At 62.5% G+C, this 20915-nt stretch carries 18 protein-coding genes; 12 read left to right on the top strand and 6 right to left on the bottom strand.

Features of this window, described 5'->3' with window-relative positions; translation table 11 throughout:
* Positions 1 to 16 precede the first annotated feature (16 nt).
* The 11 genes from LZK81_RS15480 to LZK81_RS15430 all read left to right on the top strand — a co-directional run bounded on the left by LZK81_RS15480 (position 17) and on the right by LZK81_RS15430 (position 11555).
* Entirely contained in the window at positions 17 to 1267 is a 1251-nt protein-coding gene (locus tag LZK81_RS15480) for a sarcosine oxidase subunit beta family protein (protein WP_233953843.1), read from the top strand.
* A gap of 12 nt (positions 1268 to 1279) precedes the next feature.
* Positions 1280 to 1561 (top strand): sarcosine oxidase subunit delta, encoded by a 282-nt coding sequence (locus tag LZK81_RS15475; RefSeq protein ID WP_233953842.1) that lies wholly within the window; start codon positions 1280 to 1282, stop codon positions 1559 to 1561.
* Positions 1558 to 4515 carry a sarcosine oxidase subunit alpha family protein gene (locus LZK81_RS15470; RefSeq protein ID WP_233953841.1) on the top strand — a complete coding sequence of 986 codons (2958 nt, stop codon included), beginning with the start codon at positions 1558 to 1560 and terminating at the stop codon, positions 4513 to 4515. Before LZK81_RS15475 ends, LZK81_RS15470 begins: the two co-directional genes overlap by 4 nt.
* 10 nt (positions 4516 to 4525) lie before the next feature.
* Positions 4526 to 5074 carry a sarcosine oxidase subunit gamma gene (locus LZK81_RS15465; protein ID WP_233953840.1) on the top strand — a complete coding sequence of 183 codons (549 nt, stop codon included), beginning with the start codon at positions 4526 to 4528 and terminating at the stop codon, positions 5072 to 5074.
* A 297-nt stretch (positions 5075 to 5371) separates the two neighbouring features.
* Entirely contained in the window at positions 5372 to 6274 is a 903-nt protein-coding gene (locus tag LZK81_RS15460; protein ID WP_038544603.1) for a branched-chain amino acid ABC transporter permease, read from the top strand.
* Between the two features lies 1 nt (position 6275).
* Complete coding sequence (gene livM, locus LZK81_RS15455) at positions 6276 to 7664, top strand: high-affinity branched-chain amino acid ABC transporter permease LivM (RefSeq protein ID WP_233953839.1); 1389 nt, start codon at positions 6276 to 6278, stop codon at positions 7662 to 7664.
* The gene (locus LZK81_RS15450; protein WP_233953838.1) at positions 7664 to 8530 is read left to right on the top strand and encodes an ABC transporter ATP-binding protein; all 867 of its coding nucleotides are present in this window, start codon (positions 7664 to 7666) and stop codon (positions 8528 to 8530) included. The genes livM and LZK81_RS15450 overlap by 1 nt, the downstream gene beginning before the upstream one ends.
* Entirely contained in the window at positions 8530 to 9258 is a 729-nt protein-coding gene (locus LZK81_RS15445; protein ID WP_046603657.1) for an ABC transporter ATP-binding protein, read from the top strand. Before LZK81_RS15450 ends, LZK81_RS15445 begins: the two co-directional genes overlap by 1 nt.
* A 39-nt stretch (positions 9259 to 9297) precedes the next feature.
* Positions 9298 to 9651 (top strand): DUF6867 family protein, encoded by a 354-nt coding sequence (locus tag LZK81_RS15440; RefSeq protein ID WP_233953837.1) that lies wholly within the window; start codon positions 9298 to 9300, stop codon positions 9649 to 9651.
* A 139-nt stretch (positions 9652 to 9790) separates the two neighbouring features.
* The gene (locus tag LZK81_RS15435) at positions 9791 to 10915 is read left to right on the top strand and encodes a branched-chain amino acid ABC transporter substrate-binding protein (RefSeq protein ID WP_233953836.1); all 1125 of its coding nucleotides are present in this window, start codon (positions 9791 to 9793) and stop codon (positions 10913 to 10915) included.
* 346 nt (positions 10916 to 11261) lie between these two features.
* A complete protein-coding gene (locus LZK81_RS15430) occupies positions 11262 to 11555 on the top strand; it encodes a hypothetical protein (protein ID WP_233953835.1) in 294 nt (97 codons plus the stop codon).
* Positions 11556 to 11645: 90 nt separating this feature from the next.
* On the opposite strand, the gene LZK81_RS15425 is transcribed toward LZK81_RS15430, so the two are convergent.
* From LZK81_RS15425 to LZK81_RS15405, 5 genes are all read right to left on the bottom strand, one after another.
* Positions 11646 to 12569, bottom strand: coding sequence for a response regulator transcription factor (locus LZK81_RS15425; protein WP_233953834.1), 924 nt, complete (start codon positions 12567 to 12569; stop codon positions 11646 to 11648).
* Entirely contained in the window at positions 12562 to 15948 is a 3387-nt protein-coding gene (locus LZK81_RS15420) for an ATP-binding protein (RefSeq protein WP_233953833.1), read from the bottom strand. The genes LZK81_RS15425 and LZK81_RS15420 overlap by 8 nt, the downstream gene beginning before the upstream one ends.
* Before the next feature lie 121 nt (positions 15949 to 16069).
* The gene (locus LZK81_RS15415) at positions 16070 to 16801 is read right to left on the bottom strand and encodes an SDR family oxidoreductase (RefSeq protein ID WP_233953832.1); all 732 of its coding nucleotides are present in this window, start codon (positions 16799 to 16801) and stop codon (positions 16070 to 16072) included.
* A gap of 131 nt (positions 16802 to 16932) precedes the next feature.
* Positions 16933 to 17529, bottom strand: coding sequence for a LysE family translocator (locus LZK81_RS15410; RefSeq protein ID WP_233953831.1), 597 nt, complete (start codon positions 17527 to 17529; stop codon positions 16933 to 16935).
* Between the two features lie 87 nt (positions 17530 to 17616).
* Positions 17617 to 18054 carry a DUF488 family protein gene (locus LZK81_RS15405; protein ID WP_233956583.1) on the bottom strand — a complete coding sequence of 146 codons (438 nt, stop codon included), beginning with the start codon at positions 18052 to 18054 and terminating at the stop codon, positions 17617 to 17619.
* A gap of 121 nt (positions 18055 to 18175) precedes the next feature.
* Here LZK81_RS15405 and LZK81_RS15400 point away from each other — a divergent pair, with 121 nt between their 5' ends.
* Positions 18176 to 19138, top strand: a complete 963-nt coding sequence (locus tag LZK81_RS15400; protein WP_233953830.1) for a GlxA family transcriptional regulator — start codon at positions 18176 to 18178, stop codon at positions 19136 to 19138.
* 1 nt (position 19139) lies between these two features.
* Here the strand turns inward: LZK81_RS15400 and LZK81_RS15395 are convergent, their stop codons facing one another.
* Positions 19140 to 20801, bottom strand: a complete 1662-nt coding sequence (locus tag LZK81_RS15395; RefSeq protein ID WP_046603666.1) for an alpha-amylase family protein — start codon at positions 20799 to 20801, stop codon at positions 19140 to 19142.
* Between the last annotated feature and the right edge of the window lie 114 nt (positions 20802 to 20915).

Here is a 20915-nt window from a genome sequence, read left to right as displayed (position 1 = left end):
AGAGACAGGGAAAAGCATGCGTTATTCGGCCTATTCGATCTTCAAGGAAGCGCTCTCCGGCAACCGGATGTGGAAGCCGGCCTGGCGCGAACCGCAGCCGAAGCCGCATTACGACGTGATCATCGTCGGCGGCGGCGGGCACGGGTTGGCGACCGCCTATTACCTCGCCAAGGAATTCGGCATCACCAATGTCGCGGTGCTCGAAAAGGGCTATCTTGGTTCCGGCAATGTCGGGCGCAACACGACGATCATCCGCTCCAACTACCTGCTCGAAGGCAACAACCCGTTCTACGAATTTTCGCTGAAGCTCTGGGAAGGGCTGGAGCGGGATTTCAACTACAATGCGATGGTCTCGCAGCGCGGCATGCTCAACCTGTTTCATTCCGACGGCCAGCGGGATCACTATGCGCGCAAGGGCAACGGCATGCGCCTGCATGGCGTCGATGCCGAACTGCTCGACCGCGAACAGGTGCGCCGGAAAGCGCCCTATCTCAATTTCGACCACGCCCGGTTCCCGATCATGGGGGCGCTCTACCAGAAGCGCGCTGGCACCGTGCGGCATGACGCGGTCGCCTGGGGTTACGGCCGCGGCGCCGATGCCCGCGGGGTCGATCTGATCCAGCATTGCGAGGTAACTGGCATCCGCCGCGAGAACGGCCTCGTCGTCGGCGTCGAGACGACCAGGGGCTTTATCGGCTGCAACAAGCTGGCGCTGGCGGCTGCCGGCAATACGACCACCGTCGGGCGGATGGCCGATCTCGAACTGCCGATCGAGACGCATGTGCTGCAGGCCTTCGTGTCGGAAGGGCTGAAGCCCGTCGTCGACCATGTGATCACCTATGGCGCCGGCCATTTCTATATATCGCAGTCGGACAAGGGCGGGCTGGTGTTCGGCGCCGAGATCGACTTCTATTCGTCCTATGCGCTGCGCGGCAATCTGCAGACCGTCGAGCATACGATGGAGGAGGGGGTGTCGCTGATCCCCGGTCTTTCGCGCGCGAAAGTGCTCAGGAGCTGGGGCGGGGTGATGGACATGTCGATGGACGGATCGCCGGTCATCGACCGCACGCCGATCGACAATCTCTATCTCAACTGCGGCTGGTGTTACGGCGGCTTCAAGGCGACACCGGCTTCCGGCTTCTGTTTCGCCCACCTGATCGCCAAAAACGAGACGCATCACGTCTCGCGCTTCATGCGGCTCGACCGGTTCGAGCGCGGTTACACGATCGACGAAGCGGGCCGTGGCCCCCAGCCGAACCTCCACTGAGCAAGATCCCCCATGGCAAGCCTGATCACCTGTCCGCATTGCGGCACCAGACCCAAGGAAGAGTTTTCGATCCGCGGGGCCGCCGCGCCGAAACGCCCTTTGCCGACCGCCAAGGACGAGGCCTGGCACCGTTACGTCTATGTGAGGGACAACCCGAAAGGGCGAACCCTAGAATACTGGCACCATGTCGCCGGCTGCCGCCGCTTTCTGGTGGTCGAGCGCGACAACCTCACCCATGAGGTTTTCGGCGTGACCGACGCTTCGGAATTCAAGTGGGCGGGAGCTGCCGAATGACCTCCTATCGTCTCGGATCGGGCGGCGCGATCAATCGCGGCCAGTCGCTCACCTTCACCTTCGACGGCAGGACCTACAAGGGTTTCGAGGGCGATACGCTCGCCTCGGCGCTGCTGGCCAACGACCAGATGCTGATGGCCCGCAGCTTCAAATATCACCGCCCGCGCGGCGTGGTGACGGCAGGGTCCGCCGAGCCCAATGCGCTGATGACGATCGGGGCCGGCGCGCGCGCCGAGCCGAACGCTCGGGCGACGGTGGTCGAGCTCTACAACGGCCTTGCCGCCGCAAGCCAGAACCGCTGGCCGTCGCTGAAGCACGATTTCGGCGCGGTGAACGACCTCTTCTCGCCGTTCCTCGGTGCCGGTTTCTACTACAAGACCTTCATGTGGCCGGGCGTGCTGTGGGAAAAGCTCTACGAGCCGCTGATCCGCCGCGCCGCCGGGCTCGGCAAGGTCACGATGCAGGCCGATCCGGACCGCTACGAAAAGTCCTGGGCTCATTGCGACCTGCTGGTGATCGGCGCCGGCCCGACCGGCCTGATGGCGGCGCTTGCAGCCGGCCGGGCCGGGGTCCGCGTCATTCTGGCCGACGAGGGGTTCAGGTTCGGCGGTTCGCTGCTGTCGGAAAGCGCTGCGGTCGGCGGCCAGCCGGCTGCCGAGTTCGCCGCTGAGATCGTCGAGGAACTCGCCACGCTGCCGAATGTCACCCTGATGCCGCGCACGACCGTGTTCGGTTGGTATGACGACATGGTGTTCGGTGCGGTCGAGCGGGTGCAGAAACATGTGGCCTCGCCATCGCCGGACCTGCCGATGGAGCGGCTGTGGCGCGTCGTCGCGAAACGGGCGATCCTCGCCACCGGGGCCGAAGAACGGCCGCTCGTCTTCGGCGGCAACGACAAGCCGGGCGTGATGACCGCAGGGGCCGCGCGCACCTATCTCAACCGCTACGGCGTTGCTGTCGGCGGCAAGGTCGCGGTCTTCGCCAATGGCGGTTCAGGCTATCGCGCTGCTGCCGATCTCTTCGCGCAGGGGGTCGACGTCACCGCGATCATCGATGCGCGGCCGCAATCGGCCGATCCGGTGCCGGACGGTATCCGCATCATCCGCAACGGCTCGGTGATCGCCACCAAGGGGCGCCGTCGCATCGAGGGGCTGATCGCCGAGCGTTCCGGCTTCGAGGAAGTGATCGGCTGCGATGCGCTTGCCGTGTCCGGCGGCTGGTCGCCGATCGTGCACCTGATGTGCCAGCGCGGCGCCAAGCCCGTGTGGTCGGACGGGAAACAGGCATTCCTGGCGCCTGACGTCGGCGGCGCTTTTGTGGCTGCCGGTTCGGCTGCCGGCCACGCGTCGCTGGGTGATTGCCTGAAGGATGGTTCGGTCAAGGCGCATGCGGCGCTCGACGCGCTGGGCAGGCTGGTGGGGTCCCTCGATACGCCCGAGGTCGAGGGCGAATACGATCCGTCCTTCGCGCCGCTCTGGTACGTGCCGGGCGCCCGGGACAAGGCTTTCGTCGATTTCCAGAACGACGTGCATGTCGGCGATCTCGGCCTCGCCCAGCGGGAGGGTTTCCGTCATATCGAGCACACCAAGCGTTATACGACCGCCGGCATGGCGACCGACCAAGGCAAGCTCGGCAATGTCAACACGGCCGGCATCGTCGCTGGAATGCGTGGTGTGTCGCCGGCCGAGATCGGCACCACCACATTCCGGCCGTTCTACACGCCGGTCTCGTTCGGTGCTGTGGCCGGCACTGCGCGGGCCGAACATGCGGCCCCTGTACGTACCTCCCCGCTGCATGGCTGGGCGAGAAAGAACGGCGCGACCTTCGTCGAATCCGGTCTCTGGTACCGCTCCGCCTGGTTCCCGCGGGAGGGCGAAAAGACCTGGCGGGAAAGCGTCGATCGCGAGGTCCTTAACGTCCGCGCCCATGCCGGGCTCTGCGACGTCTCCACGCTCGGCAAGATCGAGATATTCGGGCGAGGTGCTGCGGAATTCCTCGATCGCATCTATTCCAACAGCTTTCTCAAGCTTCCGGTCGGAAGAGCACGTTACGGGCTGATGCTGCGCGAGGACGGCATCGTCTTCGACGACGGAACAGTGAGCCGGCTTTCCGAAAACCGCTATGTCATGACCACGACGACGGCTTTTGCCGCGGAAGTGCTCGCGCATCTGGAATTTTCGGCGCAGACCTTCTGGCCGGAACTCGACGTGCGCTTCGTCTCCTCCACGGATCAGTGGGCGCAGATGTCGCTCGCCGGGCCGAAGGCGCGAATCATCATGAGCCGCGTCGTGCAGGACGATATTTCCGATGCTGCCTTTCCCTTCCTCGCCGCCAGGGAGGTAGTGCTGCGCGACGGGCTGAAGGCGCGGCTGTTCCGCATCTCCTTCTCGGGCGAGCTCGCCTACGAGCTTGCGGTTCCGGCCGGCTACGGCGAGGCGGTCGCCGATGCGATCATGGATGCCGGGCATGAGGAGGGGATCTGCGCCTATGGTGTCGAGGCCTTGAACGTGCTGCGCGTCGAGAAGGGGCATGTCACCCACAGCGAGCTCGACGGCCGCACCACCGCGGACGATGTCGGGCTCGGCCGGATGATGGCGATGCAGAAGCCGGATTTCATCGGCAAGCGGCTCTCGATGCGATTCGGGCTGACAGCCGCGGACCGGCTGCAGCTCGTCGGATTGAAGCCGATCGAGGCCGACAAGGAGATCAAGGCCGGTGCGCATCTGCTGAAAGACGGCGCGAAACCGTCGACGGCGAACGACCAGGGTTTCGTCTCGTCGGCCTGCTTTTCGCCAACGCTCGGGCATTTCATCGCGCTCGGCATGCTGAAGTCCGGGCGCGAGCGGATCGGCGAGCGGGTCATGGTCTGGGACGGGTTGCGCGGTTCGGAAGTGCTCAGCGAAGTCTGCCCGCCGGTCTTCGTCGATCCCGAAAACAGCAAACTGCATCTCTGAGGGCTGCTTGATGTCAATCAATCTTCTGCACCGGCATGTCCTTGAGGTTCATGTCTCCGGCTTCGAGACGGATCCGAATCCGAACCACCTCTCAATCATTCGCCGGCCCGTGATCTTCTCGGTTCTCGCCCATGCAGGCCAGGAAACAGCCGTCGCCGAGGCACTGTGGAATGCCCCGGATGTGGCGCTGCGCTTCTGCGGCCCGTCCGAATGGCTTGCCGTATCGCGGACGGTCGGCGCCGACACGGTCGCCGGCATGTTGTCCGGGATCGCCGGAGCGTCCTACGTCGACCAGAGCGACGGCCGCGTGCTGATGGAAATCTCCGGTCCGAGCGTGCGAACGATTCTGGCGAAATGCGTGGCGAGCGACCTGCATCCTGAGGTGTTCGAGGAGGGCCATTCCGCCGCGATGTTGTGCTGCCATGCCGAGGCGAATGTCGCCCGCACCGGTGCCGACACGTTCGAGATCATCGTGCCGCGCTCGCTTGCGGGGTCGGTTTTCGAGGAACTGATGGAGATGGGCCGCGAACATGCGCTGACCCACGGCTTTGCTGATTGAACGCTGCGCTTGCAGGTCGAGGGTCGGATCTGGATTTAACGTTAACCGCAGCACGATCTTTAATTTCGAAAACAGGGCCTCCCGGCTAATTTTTCGACAGAGGCTGCCGGTTTTTTGGAATTTCTGATCTTTGTGTTGCCAGATTGTTGAGAAGTGCTGCGATTTTGTCGGTCTCTCGGCTTTTTGTCTTCACATTCCTTACGAAAACGTTATGGAATGCGCCAAAGAACGTAAGAACCCGCAAGGGGCAAATAAACGAGATGCGACCCTTCCGGGATCGCATCCAGGGGAAAATATATGGAGTATTTTATCCAGCAGCTCATCAACGGGCTGACTCTTGGATCCATCTATGGCCTTGTGGCAATCGGCTATACGATGGTTTACGGCATCATCGGCATGATCAACTTCGCCCATGGCGATATTTTCATGCTCGGCGGTTTTGCCGCTCTGATCGTCTTTCTGATCGCAACCTCCTTCTTCGCCGGCATTCCGGTGGCGTTGCTTCTGCTGCTGATGTTGCTCGTCGGCATGCTGATGACGGGGTTGTGGAACTGGACGATCGAGCGGGTCGCCTACCGGCCGTTGCGCGGTTCGTTCCGGCTTGCGCCGCTGATCACCGCGATCGGCATGTCGATCGTGCTGTCCAACTTCATCCAGGTGACGCAGGGGCCGCGCAACAAGCCGATCCCGCCGATGGTGACCGACGTCTTCCATATCGGCGGCATCACCATCTCGCTGAAGCAGGTGCTCATCGTCATCATCACCGCGGTGCTGCTGTTCGCCTTCTGGTACATCGTCAACAAGACGCCGCTCGGCCGCGCCCAGCGGGCAACCGAGCAGGACCGCAAGATGGCGGCGCTGCTCGGCGTCGATGTCGACCGGACGATCTCGATCACCTTCATCATGGGTGCAGCGCTCGCCGCGGTCGCCGGCGGCATGTATCTGATGTATTACGGTGTCGCCTCGTTCAACGATGGCTTCATCCCGGGCGTCAAGGCCTTCACGGCGGCGGTTCTCGGCGGCATCGGGTCATTGCCGGGTGCCGTTCTCGGCGGGCTTCTGATCGGCCTCATCGAGTCGCTGTGGTCAGCCTATTTCTCCATCGCCTACAAGGACGTCGCCACGTTTGCGATCCTCGCTTTCGTGCTGATCTTCAAGCCGACCGGCATTCTCGGCCGGCCGGAAGTGGAGAAGGTGTAACATGACAGCTTCCACCGAAACCGGACATCCGAACGTGCTTGCCAAGGCGGTACGGGAAGGACTGTTTGCCGGCGTCATCTCCTTCTTCATGTTCCTGCTGTTCGTCGGCGTCGAGACCTATCAGGACATCAACAACGCGCTCGTCTGGCGCACCCGCTGGGGTCTTCTGGCGATCTTCGTGCTGGTAGCGGCGGTCAGCCGTTTCCTCACCGTCGGGTTCATCAAGCCGCATATCGACCGTCGCAAGCTCGCCAAGGCAAAGAGCGGCGTTCTGGAAATTTCCGAGCAGAAGAGCTTCTTCCATCGGCATTTCCTCAAGATCGCGCTGATCTTCCTGCTGGTCTATCCCTTCCTGTCGCTGCTCATTGTCGGCAAGCAGGGCTCGCTGAAATATGTCGACAATTTCGGCATCCAGATCCTCATCTACGTGATGCTCGCCTGGGGCCTGAACATCGTCGTCGGCCTCGCCGGACTGCTCGACCTCGGTTATGTCGCCTTCTATGCGGTCGGCGCCTATTCCTATGCGCTGCTGTCCTCCTATTTCGGCCTGTCCTTTTGGCTGCTTCTGCCGATGTCGGGCGTTCTCGCGGCACTCTGGGGGATCATCCTCGGCTTCCCGGTTCTGCGGCTGAGGGGCGACTATCTCGCCATCGTGACGCTCGCCTTCGGTGAAATCATCCGCCTCGTGCTGATCAACTGGACCGATGTGACCAAGGGAACATTCGGGATTTCGGGTATCGCCAAGGCCTCGTTCTTCGGCATCTGGTCTTTCGATACCGGCAGCGCGAACAGTTTCGTCAAGGCCTGGGGCCTGTCGGCTTCCTCGGTCTATTACAAGATCTTCCTGTTCTACATCATCCTGGCGCTCTGCATGCTCACCGCCTACGTCACCATCCGGCTTCGGCGCATGCCGATCGGCCGGGCCTGGGAAGCGCTGCGCGAGGACGAGATCGCCTGCCGCTCGCTCGGCATCAATACCGTCACCACCAAGCTGACCGCCTTTGCGACCGGTGCGATGTTCGGGGGAATCGCGGGCTCCTTCTTCGCCACCCGCCAGGGTTTCGTCTCGCCGGAAAGCTTCGTCTTTCTGGAATCGGCCGTGATCCTGGCAATCGTCGTTCTCGGCGGCATGGGGTCGCTGACCGGCATCGCGATCGCCGCGGTGGTGATGGTCGGCGGCACAGAGGTGCTGCGCGAAATGTCCTTCCTCAAGGCCGTGTTCGGGCCTGACTTCACGCCTGAACTCTACCGCATGCTGCTCTTCGGCCTGGCGATGATCATCGTCATGCTGTTCAAGCCGCGGGGCTTCGTCGGATCACGAGAACCGACGGCCTTCCTCAAGGAGCGCAGGGCGGTCTCCGGAAGCTTTACCAAGGAGGGCCACGGCTGATGGCTCTCGGAACGACGACAATGACGAACGATACGATCCTCAAGGTCGAGCACCTGTCGATGAAGTTCGGCGGCCTGATGGCCATCAACGATCTCTCGCTGGAGGTACGGCGCGGCGAGATTACCGCGCTGATCGGGCCGAACGGCGCGGGCAAGACGACGGTGTTCAACTGCATCACCGGCTTCTACAAGCCAACCATGGGCATGCTCACCCTGCAGCGCAGGGACGGCAAGGAATTCCTGCTGGAACGCCTGCGCGACTTCGAGATCCCCAAGCTGGCCGGCGTCGCCCGCACGTTTCAGAATATCCGCCTGTTCTCGGGCCTGACGGTTCTCGAAAACCTGCTGGTCGCGCAGCACAATGCCCTGATGAAGGCATCGGGCTACACGGTCCTCGGGCTTCTCGGTCTGCCGGCCTATAACAGGGCCGTCGATGCCTCGATCGAGAAGGCGAAATACTGGCTCGACAAGGCGGATCTGACCGATCGTGCCGACGATCCTGCCGGCGACCTTCCTTATGGTGCCCAGCGGCGGCTCGAAATCGCCCGCGCGATGTGCACCAACCCGGAACTGCTGTGCCTCGACGAGCCGGCTGCCGGCCTCAACCCGCGAGAATCTGCGGCGCTTAACGCGCTGTTGCACCTGATCCGCGACGAGGGCGCCTCGATCCTGCTGATCGAGCACGACATGTCGGTGGTCATGGAGATTTCCGACCATGTCGTGGTGCTGGAATACGGCCAGAAGATATCCGACGGCTCGCCGGACCATGTGAAGAACGACCCACGAGTGATCGCCGCATATCTCGGCGTCGAGGATGACGAGGTGGAAGAGGTGATAGCGGAAGAACTCGATGGGGGCCTGCGCTGATGGCGGCCGAAAACCTTCTGAAAGTCGAGGCTGTCGAGACCTACTACGGCAATATCCGTGCACTCGCAGGCGTCGATGTCGAAGTCAACAAGGGCGAGATCGTCAGCCTGATCGGCGCCAACGGCGCCGGCAAATCGACGCTGATGATGACCATCTGCGGCAGCCCGCAGGCCCGAACGGGCTCGATCATCTTCGACGGCGAGGACATCACCAAGCTGCCGACGCATCTGATCGCACGCCGCCGCATCGCCCAGTCTCCCGAAGGTCGGCGCATCTTTCCGCGCATGACCGTCTACGAGAACCTGCAGATGGGGGCCGGCCTCGACAATCTCAAATATTTCAACGAGGACGTCGAGAAGATCTTCACGCTCTTCCCGCGCCTCAAGGAACGCCAGAGCCAGCGTGGCGGCACGCTTTCGGGCGGCGAACAGCAGATGCTGTCGATCGGGCGCGCGCTGATGGCCCGGCCGAAGCTGCTCTTGCTCGACGAGCCTTCGCTGGGCTTGGCGCCGCTGATCGTCAAGGGCATTTTCGAGGCGATCAAGAAGCTGAACCAGGAAGAGGGCCTGACCGTCTTCCTCGTCGAGCAGAATGCGTTCGCGGCCCTGAAGCTCTCCGACCGTGGCTACGTGATGGTCAACGGCAAGGTGACGATGAGCGGTTCCGGAAAAGAGCTTCTCGCCAATCCGGAAGTGCGCGCCGCTTACCTTGAAGGTGGACGGCATTGATCGTTAAGGTTGTGTTAATGGCAGCCGGAGGAATTTAGGATGCAGGGACTGTTTTTCGAAAGCGACAGCGGCGTGCGTTACCTCTTGCGTTTCCTCGTGCTGATCATCGGTTTCTGGACTGCCTGGCGGTCGGGCAAGGCCGCCGCCGAGGGCTGGAACGGCTATGCGACAGTGGTGGTCTATACGCTGCTACTCGGCGTGGCGATGCGTTTTCTGCACTATGCGCTGTTCCAGGGGCCCTTCATCAGCCCGTTCTACTACATCATCGACGTGGCCATCCTGCTCGTCTTTTCGAGCGCCGGTTTCCGCATCCGGCGGACGCGCCAGATGGTGCAGAATTACTATTGGCTCTACGAGCCTGCTTCCGCTTTCTCCTTCAAGAAGAAAGATTGACAGCCGAACTTTTCTGCCCTCAGATTAGCTCGGGTTGAAACGATAAGTAACCTAGAGTGGAACATTTCCGGCGCAGTGATGGTGGGTATTGCGCCCGGTTTCGAAAAATCAGCTCACCTAAAAAATTGGGAGTAACTCGATGAAGAAGTCTCTTCTTTCCGCGGTTGCGCTGACGGCCATGGTCGCCTTCAGCGGTAGCGCATGGGCCGACATCGTTATTGGCGTCGGCGGTCCGCTCACGGGTCCGAACGCCGCCTTCGGTGCGCAGCTCCAGAAGGGTGCCGAACAGGCAGCAGCCGATATCAATGCCGCCGGCGGCATCAACGGCGAAAAGATCAAGATCGTCCTCGGCGACGACGTATCCGATCCCAAGCAGGGCATCTCGGTTGCCAACAAGTTTGCATCCGACGGCGTCAAGTACGTGGTCGGCCACTTCAACTCCGGCGTCTCGATTCCGGCTTCCAAGGAAGTCTATGCCGAAAACGGCATGCTCGAAATCACTCCGGCTGCGACCAACCCGGTCTTCACCGAGCGTGGCCTGTGGAACGTGTTCCGTACCTGCGGTCGTGATGACCAGCAGGGCGGCGTTGCCGGCGCTTACCTCGCAGACAAGTTCAAGACCGCCAAGATCGCCATCATCGACGACAAGACGCCTTACGGCCAGGGCCTTGCCGAAGAGACCAAGAAGGCCATGAACGCCAAGGGCCTCAAGGAAGTCATCCGCGAAGGCGTCAACGTCGGCGACAAGGACTTCTCGGCTCTCATCTCCAAGATGAAGGAAGCCGGCGTCACCATCATCTACTGGGGCGGTCTCCACACCGAAGCCGGCCTGATCATCCGCCAGGCCAAGGACCAGGGCCTCAAGACTAAGCTCGTTTCGGGTGACGGCATCGTCTCCAACGAACTGGCCTCGATCGCCGGCGACGCCGTCGAAGGCACGCTCAACACCTTCGGCCCGGACCCGACGCTGAATCCGGCCAACAAGGACCTGGTTGCCAAGTTCAAGGCAGCCGGCTTCAACCCGGAAGCCTACACGCTGTATTCCTACGCAGCCGTGCAGGTCATCGCTGCCGGCATCAAGGCAACCGGCAAGGCCGACGACGCCGAAGCCGTTGCCAAGACGCTGCATGAAAAGGGTCCGTTCAAGACCGTTCTCGGCGACATTGCCTTCGACGCCAAGGGCGACCCGAAGATCCCGGGCTATATCATGTACGAATGGAAGAAGGGTCCGGACGGCAAGTACAGCTACTTCCCGCAGGGCTGAGCCGTTATCGGCCAAGTCGTATCTTAAAAGGGAGCCCGGTCGAAAGCCGGGCTTCTTTGCGTTTTGGAGCACTTATAGGCGGCATGCCGGAGGCCCACTAAACTGACAGGTGAATTCCGAACTTGGAAATTACCATTATCTGGCATACCCTGGGTCAGGGCCTATTAAATTCAGCCGAACCCGAAGGACGAGACGGGTTTCGCGCCTGTACTGCGTCGGGAAGATTTGAAAATGCGCGATATTTCCTCCATCTTCCCTCCTAGCCAAGCATGAAATCCGTTACGCAGGTTGGATGAATTGAACAGGTCCTGATCCTGGATAATCCAATTTAAGGAGAGGTAATGTTATGGATCTAAGTGCCATTATTGCCCAGATCATCGGTGGAGCCGTCGGCGGAACCGCAGGTGGGAAAATCCTGAAGGATGCCGATCTCGGTCAGATCGGAAATATCATAGCCGGCGCGGTCGGAGGAGTTGGCGGTGGTTCAATCCTCGGCTCGCTTCTTGGAGTTGGCGGCGCGGCGGCCGGAGGCGTCGACTTTGCGGCGCTCGCTGGTCAGCTCGTCGGGGGCGGTATTTCCGGGCTTGTTGTTCAGATCGTCGTTGGTTTGGTCATCAACAAGTTTTTCAAGAAAGCCTGACTGCAGCGAAGCGTCTGTCGTCGCCACGCAGAGGCGCATGTTCGTCGCTCGAAACGATTTAGCCGGATCGTTTCCCGGCTAAGCTGACCGTTACTCACCGTGCAGCACATGTGCCGCCTTGACGGCCGCCGAGGCGCGATTTTCCACGCCGAGCTTCACATATATCTGTTCCAGATGCTTGTTCACCGTGCGGGCCGAGAGGCCGAGGATATCGGCGATGTCGCGGTTCGATTTGCCTTTGGCGATCCACAGCAGCACTTCGGATTCCCGTTGGGTCAGCGGGAAGTGCTGGCGCAGCACCTCGTCGTCCGGGCGTTTGTTGGCGGCCGTCAGGCGGAAGAGATGTTCGTCGGCGCCGATCGCGCCCAGGAAGGAGAATTGCAGGCTCGCCTGGCCGTTCTGGACGAGGGCGAAGGCTGCGTCGCGGGCAAAGCCCGGCTTGTCGCGCTCGGCCATCCAGGCGGAAATCCGGCGGGAGACGATGTCGAGCCCGTCGTCGCTGTTGGTCGCCGCATTGATCAGCCGTGTCGCCTGGGGGGTCGACCAGTGGATCGCGCCACTTGCCTTGACCGCCAGCAGATGGCGGCCGGCGGCGTCGAGCGCCACACGGGCGCTCTGGGCGGAACGGGCATTGGAGAGGTGCACGCGGATGCGGGCGCGCAGTTCGTCGATGTTGATCGGCTTGGTGAGGTAGTCGACGCCGCCGGAATCGAGCGCGTTGACCACATGCTCGGTCTCGGTGAGGCCGGTCATGAAGATGACCGGCACCTGCGCGACGGCGCCATTGGTCTTCAGCTTGCGGCAGGTCTCGAAACCGTCCATGCCGGGCATGACCGCGTCGAGCAGGATGAGGTCCGGGGTAATGCGCTCGACGATGTTCAGCGCCGACTGGCCGGCGGTGGCGATCAGCACCGAAAAGCCGGATTTTTCGAGCGCTTCGGTGAGGAAGCCCAGGGTTTCCGGGCTGTCGTCCACGAGAAGGACGATATCGCGCGGCAGAGCAGTTTCAGCCATCACTCGTCCTTTCTGCCTCAAGGCGGCTCAGGAATTTCATATAACCGGCAAGATCGAAGGCCTGTACGTAGGCGCCGAGCTCTTCCGTGAACGGGCGATGTTCCTCCTCCCGGGCGAGATCGGCGAGCTTCGCCTCGATACCGCGGACGTAGCCGATTTCGCCGAGACGCAAAAGGTCCTGGACATGGTTCGTCCCTGGACTTTTGATCGGTTTCTTCGGGCCGACGACCGCCGGAATCACCGTTTCGTTCTCATAAACCCAGACGAGGCCGAGATGGGCGGCGAGCTTGTCGGCAAGCCTGCGGATATCGACCGGCTTGGCGATCGCGTCGTTATGGCCTTCGTCGCCGGAATGCGTGGCGACGCCGTCGCCGATATTGGCCGACAGCATGACGATCGGCGCCACCTGGCCGTTCTCGCGCAGCTTGGCCACGAGCTGCCAGCCGCTCATGCCGGGCATGGAGATGTCGACGAGGAAGAGGTCCGGCGTGACGCCCTCGATCAGCGTCAGACAATCCGGCCCGCTATTGGCGGTCAGCACGACGAAATCCATCGGCACCAGCACCTCGCGCATCAGGTCGCGGTGATCCTCGTTGTCGTCGACGAGGACGATGGTGCGGCGCGGGCCGGTATAGGAGACGATCTTCTTTTCCGCCGCCGGCGCGGTGTTCGGTCGCTCGATGGCGGACAGCATCAGCCGCACCTTGAAGATCGAGCCTTCGCCCTTGGTGCTGGCGACAGCGATCTCGCCGCCGAGCGTGTTGGTCAAAAGCTGGGTGATGGTGAGGCCGAGGCCGAGCCCGGGCATCGGCCTGATGCTCTCCGCCTCGCCGCGCTGGAAGGGTTCGTAGATGCGGCCGAGATCCTTTTCGGCAATGCCGCGGCCGGTATCGGAAATGGTGAAGGTGGCAACCTGACTGCGATAGGCGATGTCGAATTTCACCGTGCCCTCGTCGGTGAACTTGATCGCATTGGAGAGCAGGTTGACGAGGATCTGGCGCAGGCGCTTTTCGTCGGTGCGAACGTATTGCGGCAGCGCGCGGGCGCGCTCGTGCTCGAACGTAAGCCCCTTGGCCTGCGCCTGCAGGCCGAACATCTCGACGATCTGGTCGAGAAAATCCTGGATGTTGATCTCGTTTGAATAGACCTGCAGCCGGCCGGCCTCGATCTTGGAAATGTCGAGCAGGCCGTCGATCAGGCCCGACAGATGATCGGCCGAGCGCTTGATGACCTTGATCGCCGACTGGCGCGGGGCAGGGATGGTCTCGTCGCGCTCGAGGATCTGGGCGTAACCGAGCACGGCGTTGAGCGGCGTGCGCAGCTCATGGGAAAGGCCGACGACATAGCGGCTCTTGGCCCGGTTGGCGGCCTCGGCTGTCTCCTTGGCCTCCTGGAGCGCCGCGTCGGTCTTCTTGTGGGCGGCGATTTCCTTCAAGAGCAGGGTGTTCTGGCGGGAGGACTCTTCCTCCGCCACCACCCGGCTGTCATGGGCGAGCACGTAGAACCACGAGACGATGCCGGCGATGATGGCGAAGACGAAAAAGACGATCAGCACCGTTCCGACGATCACCTCGGAATTCACAGGGGTCGCCTGGCTGACCTGATAGGCGATCATGCCGAGGATCGCGCCGATCGCCGAGATCGACAGGATCGCCGTCGTCGCGTAGCGCCCGAGGCGCGTCGTCAGCCGGGTGATGACGCTCTCCGGCAGGAAGGAGCGGGCGACCGCGCCGACCTGGGTGTTCAGCCGCGCATGCGGCTTGCACATGTCGTGGCAGCGGCTGTCGAGCGAGCAGCATAGCGAGCAGATCGGCGCCGCATAGGCCGGGCACCAGGCCATGTCCTCGTGCTCGAACGGGTGTTCGCAGATGGAACAGGTGATCGAGCCCAGGGTCTTCCAGCTCTGGCGCGGTTTGCGGGCGAGGTAGAACTTGCCCTTGGTGGCAAAGGCGAGCGCCGGCGAGATCAGGAAGGCGATCAGCGTTACATAGGTGGCGAGCGAGGCCATCAGCTGCCCGAACAGGCCGAAATGGGCGGCGAGCGCTATCGCCGCCGAGCCGAACATCGAGCCTAAGCCCACCGGGTTGATGTCATAGAGATGGGCGCGCTTGAACTCGATGCCTTCAGGGGACAAGCCCAGCGGCTTGTTGATCATCAGATCGGCCGAGATGGTGCAGAGCCAGGCCATGGCAATGATCGAGAAGATGCCGAGCGTCGCTTCGAGCAGCCGGTAGATGCCGAGCTCCATCAACAGCAGTGCGATCACCACGTTGAAGACCAGCCAGACGACGCGGCCGGGATGACTGTGGGTGAGGCGCGAGAAGAAGTTCGACCAGGCGAGCGAGCCCGCATAGGCATTCATCACGTTGATTTTCAGCTGCGAGACGACCACGAAGGCCGCCATCAGCAGCAGCGCCGCCGTATCGTTCGGGATCATGTAGCCGAAGGCGGCGAAATACATATGCGCCGGATCGGCCGCCTCACGGATCGGCACGCCGGTCGAGAGCGTCAGCACCGCCAGGAAAGAACCGGCGAGCAGTTTCGGCACGCCGACCACCACCCAGCCGGGGCCGGCGAGGAAGACCGCGAACCGGTGGCGCCATTTCCGCAGGCCTTCCGGCGGCAGGAAGCGCAGGAAGTCGACCTGTTCGCCGATCTGCGGCATCAGCGCCAGGATGACGGCGGAAGCCGCGCCGAACTCGACGAGGTTGAAGGGGGCCGGGCCGCTGACCTCAGCGTTCGAATGGCCGATGCCGGCAAAGGCGCGCCAGAGGTCGAACTTCTCCCAGTCCATGAAGGCGATGAACACGAAGGGCAGGATGTTCAGTATGATCCAGAACGGCTGGGTGATCAGCTGAAAGCGGGAGATGAGCTGCACGCCGTAGATGACCAGCGGGATCACCACCACGGCGCTGATGATATAGCCGATCCACGGCGGGATGCCGAAGGCGAGGTCCAGCGCGCCGGTCATGATCGAGGCCTCGATCGCGAACAGCATGAAGGTGAAACTCGCATAGATCAGCGAGGTGATGGTCGAGCCGATGTAGCCGAAGCTCGCGCCGCGGGTGAGCAGATCGATATCGACGCCGTGGCGGATTGCATAACGGCTGATCGGCCAGCCGATCCCCAGCATGGCGATGGCGGCCGCGACGATCGCGAAAAATGCATTGGTGGTGCCGTAGGAGAGTGTGATCGCGCCGCCGATCGCCTCCAGCGCCAGGAAGGAAATGGCGCCGATGGCGGTCTGGGAGATGCGGCTGGAGGAAAACCGGCGGGCGCTCTTGGCGGTGAAACGGAGGGCGTAATCCTCCAGCGTCTGGTTGGCGACCCAACGATTGTATTCACGCCGAACGGGAATGATGCGTTGCCGCGCTGCCATGCCTAATTTCTAGCACCTTTTGAGGGGAGACCGTCAATTGTGCACTTTCGGCTGTGGCGCGGCGTTTTGCAAGCAAACTATGATGCGGTGCGGTAAATCCCCACCGCATCTATGCGCCTGCTTACATCGTGCGGGTCGGGCGGACGACGATCTCGTTTGTATCCACGTCTTCCGGCTGGTCGATGACATGCAGGATGGCGCGGCCGATCGCGTCGGGGGTGATCGCGATGCTGCGATAGGTCTTCATCGCGTCTACCGCAACCGGGTCGGTGATCGTGCCGGCCAGTTCGGATTCCACCACGCCCGGATAGACGCAGGTGACGCGGATCTTGTCGTTTTCCTGGCGCAGCCCGTCGGAGATCGCCCGCACCGCGTATTTGGTGGCGCAATAGACCGCCGCGGTCGGCACCACGCCGAGGCCGCCGACGGACGAGATGTTGATGATCTGGCCAAAGCCCTGGCCGTTCATGACCGGCAGGACGGCAGCGATGCCGTAGAGCACGCCGCGGATGTTGACGTCGATCATCCGGTCCCATTCCTCGATCTTCAGCGACGACATCAGCGACAGCGGCATCAGGCCGGCATTGTTGATGATGACGTCGATGCGGCCGAATTCGGCCAGCGCGAATTCCGCGAAGGCCTGAAAGTCCTGGCGGTCGGTGACGTCGAGCCCGCGGATGCGGACGGTGCCGCCATTGGCGGCGATCTCTTCGGCCAGCGCTTCCAGCCGGTCGGTGCGGCGGGCGCCGAGCACGACCTTGGCGCCGGCAGCGGCGAGGGTGCGCGCCGTACCTTTGCCGATACCGCTGCTGGCGCCGGTGATAAGAACCACCTTTTCAGTGATTTGAGTCATGTTGCTGATCCTCTGTGCGAGGCAGCGGCGGCATGCCGCTGCAGGCACGGGATCTATGCGCCGGATGCGCGGCCGACCGGTATCAAGGTCCTCCGCAGTTCTTGCACGATCGTCCGAGCCTGCATCTGCGGCTATTTCAAAAGCGGCCAGAGCGTCGCGACCAGCAGCAGCGCCATGACGATGTTGAACCATTTGAGCCGCACCGGATCGGACAGGAACTGCCGCAGCGCCACGCCGAAGCCGGCCCAGACGGCGACGCTCGGCAGGTTGACGACGGCGACGACGAGCGTGATCAGCACCACCGAGACGAACGGGTTCTCGGCGCTGGCATAGGCCGCCATGGCGGTCAGCGCGCCGACCCAGGCCTTCGGGTTGACCCATTGGAAAGCGGCGGATTCGAGGAAGGTGAGGGGGCGGGCGGCGCTCGCGCTATCGCTGGAGACGGAGCGGGACATGGCAATCCGCCAGGCGAGGGTGAGCAGGTAGGCGCTGCCGGCGATCTTCAGCGCCAATCCAAGCGGCGGATAGGCCGTCAGAAGCGCGCCGAGACCGAAGCCGACCGCCAGCAGCACCGACGAAAAACCGATGGTGATACCGAGGATCTGCGGCACGGTGCGCCGGAAGCCGAAATTGGTGCCCGATGCCAGCAGCATGAAATTGCTCGGACCCGGCGAGACCGATCCGACAAGCGAGAAGAGGGCGATTGCAAGAATGGTTTCGTAGGCCATGGCAAAAGGTCTCCCGCGCGGGGAGGTGGCTCCCTGCGGCGTTAGGGTGTCTGGTTGTTCAGTCGAGATGTTAGAGGTGGCTGTATTCTAGAGATGGCGGACGCTGAGCTTGCCGCCCCATTTGCCGTTCAGGTAGTCGCAGACGAGCCGGCGGTGGCAATGATGCGGCGTGTCTTCGGAGCAGAGCAGGCAGGAACCGTCGAAGGCTTCCGGCTTCAGGTGACTTTCCACCTGACGGTCCGCCATCAGACCCATGAAATCATTCTGGAAAATCGCCCAGTCGCCCTTCTGCTTCTTGAAGGCGGTCATGATCTCCTCGGTCGGCGCCAGCAGCGGTTCGTGCACATAACCGGCACCGCAGATCGTCTTCAGGAAGAAGGCGAGGTCGTCGGATTTGGCAAAACCGGCAAGCTGCGAGGTGTTGTGGAGGCGCACGTCCAAGACCCGTTTCACGCCGGCCGCCTTGACGCGGCCGAAGAAATCCTCGGCGGTCGTCTTGGTGAAGCCGATCGTGGTGACATCCATGTTCATGCGTCTCTTCTTATCGCAACGGGCTTGCTCAGGCGACGTTTTTCAGGCGCGATATTCCCCCGGACGGGCCTGGCTGCCTATTGTCAATATTGACATTGTTGATAGTGTTCTTGCCATGAAGCTACAGCTCCTCGCCCTCGATCCCGTTTTCGATACCGGCCTGTCGACCATGCTCGACGTGTTCACCATGGCGAACGAGCTGGCGGCTATGCTGTCACTTGAGGTGCCGACCTTCGACGTGTCGGTTATCGGCGTGCGCAAAAAGGTGAAGACGGCGCATGGGCTTTCCGTGCCGATCTCGGGAAGCTTCGATCCGAAGGCCGGCGGCTGGCTGGTCGTGCCGGCGATCGCCTGCAAGATGCCGGATGTGCTGGTGCCCGCCCTCGACCGTGCCGAGATCCGTGATGCCGGGGCGGTGCTGCGCGAGGCGAAGGCGGCCGGTTTGAACATCGCCGCGGCTTGCGTCGGCACGTTCGTTCTCGCCGAATCCGGCCTTCTCGACGGGGAGAAATCGACGACGAGTTGGTGGCTCGCGCCGCTCTTCCGCCAGCGTTATCCCTCCGTGCAGCTGGAAGACGGCCGCATGCTGGTGAAATCCGGCGCGCTGGTGACGGCGGGCGCCGCACTCGGCCACATGGACATGGCGCTCTGGCTGGTACGGCAGGTGAGCCCGGAGCTGGCCGGCCTCGTGGCGCGTTACCTGATCGTCGACAACCGGCCGTCCCAGTCCGCTTACGTGATCACCGACCATCTTTCGCATGCCGACCCGCTGGTGCAGCGTTTCGAGCGCTGGGCACGCGGCAGGCTTTCGGAAGGGTTTTCGCTCGACGACGCTGCCGATGTGGTTGGCGCCAGCAAGCGGACGCTGGCGCGGCGCATGCAGCAGGTGCTCGGCAAGACGCCGCTTTCCTATTTCCAGGATCTGAGGGTCGAGCGCGCCGTGCATCTCCTGAAGACCAGCGACAAGAGCCCGGACGAGATCGCAACGCTCGTCGGTTATGCCGACGGCGTCACGCTTCGGGCCTTGCTGCGGCAGAAGACCGGGCGCGGGGTGCGCGAGGTGAGGGCGGGGGGATAGCTCAAACCTCCTTGCGCTTCAGAAGATAATCCAGGCCGCCGACCCGGAACCAGCGATAGGCATAGGCATCGAGCAGGAGCGTATGCTTGCCATTCGCCTCGGCCTTGCTGTTGCCGCCATCGGCGATGTCGATCAGCTTCTCGCCATGGTCGCCGAGACCCACCGAGAACTCCACCTCGACCGGCGTCGAATGCAGGTTGTGGACGACCAGCACCGAATTGTCGCGCCAGTCGTAGCGCAGCGCCAGCACGCCCTGGTCGCTGGTCTGCAGCGGCACGCATTCTCCCCAGCCGATTTCAGGCGCTTCCTTGCGCATGCGGATCAGGCGTTCCATCCAGTTCAGCATCGAGTTCGGATCGCGCCGCTGGTGGGCGACGTTCAGGTGTTCGAACCCGAACGGCCCGCCACTGATCACCGGCAGGACCGGCTTGTCGTTCTTGGTAAAGCCGCCATGCGGCTCGGTCGACCATTGCATCGGCGTGCGGGCGCAGTTGCGCTCCGGCAGCGACAGGTCGTCGCCCATGCCGATCTCGTCGCCGTAGCGGATGACCGGCGTGCCGGGCAGCGAGAACATCAGGCTGTAGGCAAGCTCCAGCCGGCGGCGGTCGCCCTGCAGCATCGGCGCCAGCCGCCTGCGGATGCCGCGGTCGTAAAGCTGCATGTGCTTGTCCGGCCCGAATTCCGAAAACACCTTCTGGCGCTGCTTTTCGCTCAGCCGGCCGAGATCGAGTTCGTCGTGATTGCGCAGGAACAGGCCCCATTGGGCGGTGGCGGGACGCTCGTAGGTGTCGTTGATCGCCTTGACGAGCGGCCGGCTATCGGCGGAGGCGAGCGCATAGAACAGCGCCTGGTTGACGTGGAAGTTGAACATCATCTGCATGCGGTCGCCGTCCTCGCCGAAATAGGCGAGGTTCTCCTTCGGCACCACATTGGCTTCGGCAAGGATGATGCTGTCGCCGAGCCGCCATTGCAGGAATTCGCGAAACGTCCGGAGCATGTCGAACTGCTCCTTCGGCTTTTTCACCTCGGCGCCCTTTTCAGAGATCACGAAGGGGACCGCGTCCATGCGGAAACCGGACACGCCGAGCTGGATCCAGAACCCCATGATCTTCAGGATCTCCGCCTGAACATGCGGGTTGGAGGTGTTGAGGTCCGGCTGGAACTCGTAGAAGCGGTGGAAATAATACTGCTTCGCCTCCTTGTCATGGGTCCAGGTGGTCTTCTGGACGCCCGGAAATACCATGCCCTCGTTGGCATTGGCCGGCTTCTTGTCGGACCAGACATACCAGTCGCGATAGGGGGATTTCGGATCGCTGCGAGCGTCCTGGAACCAGGGATGTTCGTTGGACGTGTGGTTGACCACGAGGTCGATCAGCACCCTTATGCCGCGCTGCTTGGCGCCATGGGTGAATTCGACGAAATCGCCGAGCGTGCCGTAGCGGGGATCGACATTGTAATAGTCAGAGACGTCATACCCGTCGTCGCGGCCGGGCGAGGTCTGGAACGGCATCAGCCAGATGGCGCTGACGCCGAGGCCGGAGAGATAATCCAGCCTGCGCTGCAGCCCCTGGAAATCGCCGATCCCGTCGCCATCGGCATCCATGAAGGTCTCGACGGAGAGACAATAGACGACGGCGTTCTTGTACCAGAGGTCATTGATCACGGGCTTGAGCTCCTCGGGCGGTTGGCGGGTCCGGGGAGGCAATTGCTCAGGCGAGGAAATGTTCCCGTCACGGAACGGTTTGCGGGAGATTTGCGTGACGCGGCTCAGCTGGCC

Source organism: Neorhizobium galegae (assembly GCF_021391675.1).
GTDB classification, from domain to species: domain Bacteria; phylum Pseudomonadota; class Alphaproteobacteria; order Rhizobiales; family Rhizobiaceae; genus Neorhizobium; species Neorhizobium galegae_B.
Note: the sequence above shows the minus strand (reverse complement) of the source record. Positions and strands in the feature narration are given on the sequence as shown.

Coding starts and splice junctions, on each gene's coding strand:
- LZK81_RS15470 (WP_233953841.1), top strand. CDS start 1,558: ATGACCTCCTATCGTCTCGGATCGGGCGGCGCGATCAATCGCGGCCAG.
- LZK81_RS15425 (WP_233953834.1), bottom strand. CDS start 12,569: ATGGCTGAAACTGCTCTGCCGCGCGATATCGTCCTTCTCGTGGACGAC.
- LZK81_RS15405 (WP_233956583.1), bottom strand. CDS start 18,054: ATGGATGTCACCACGATCGGCTTCACCAAGACGACCGCCGAGGATTTC.
- LZK81_RS15435 (WP_233953836.1), top strand. CDS start 9,791: ATGAAGAAGTCTCTTCTTTCCGCGGTTGCGCTGACGGCCATGGTCGCC.
- LZK81_RS15475 (WP_233953842.1), top strand. CDS start 1,280: ATGGCAAGCCTGATCACCTGTCCGCATTGCGGCACCAGACCCAAGGAA.
- livM (WP_233953839.1), top strand. CDS start 6,276: ATGACAGCTTCCACCGAAACCGGACATCCGAACGTGCTTGCCAAGGCG.
- LZK81_RS15410 (WP_233953831.1), bottom strand. CDS start 17,529: ATGGCCTACGAAACCATTCTTGCAATCGCCCTCTTCTCGCTTGTCGGA.
- LZK81_RS15465 (WP_233953840.1), top strand. CDS start 4,526: ATGTCAATCAATCTTCTGCACCGGCATGTCCTTGAGGTTCATGTCTCC.
- LZK81_RS15450 (WP_233953838.1), top strand. CDS start 7,664: ATGGCTCTCGGAACGACGACAATGACGAACGATACGATCCTCAAGGTC.
- LZK81_RS15460 (WP_038544603.1), top strand. CDS start 5,372: ATGGAGTATTTTATCCAGCAGCTCATCAACGGGCTGACTCTTGGATCC.
- LZK81_RS15400 (WP_233953830.1), top strand. CDS start 18,176: ATGAAGCTACAGCTCCTCGCCCTCGATCCCGTTTTCGATACCGGCCTG.
- LZK81_RS15440 (WP_233953837.1), top strand. CDS start 9,298: ATGCAGGGACTGTTTTTCGAAAGCGACAGCGGCGTGCGTTACCTCTTG.
- LZK81_RS15415 (WP_233953832.1), bottom strand. CDS start 16,801: ATGACTCAAATCACTGAAAAGGTGGTTCTTATCACCGGCGCCAGCAGC.
- LZK81_RS15445 (WP_046603657.1), top strand. CDS start 8,530: ATGGCGGCCGAAAACCTTCTGAAAGTCGAGGCTGTCGAGACCTACTAC.
- LZK81_RS15430 (WP_233953835.1), top strand. CDS start 11,262: ATGGATCTAAGTGCCATTATTGCCCAGATCATCGGTGGAGCCGTCGGC.
- LZK81_RS15420 (WP_233953833.1), bottom strand. CDS start 15,948: ATGGCAGCGCGGCAACGCATCATTCCCGTTCGGCGTGAATACAATCGT.
- LZK81_RS15480 (WP_233953843.1), top strand. CDS start 17: ATGCGTTATTCGGCCTATTCGATCTTCAAGGAAGCGCTCTCCGGCAAC.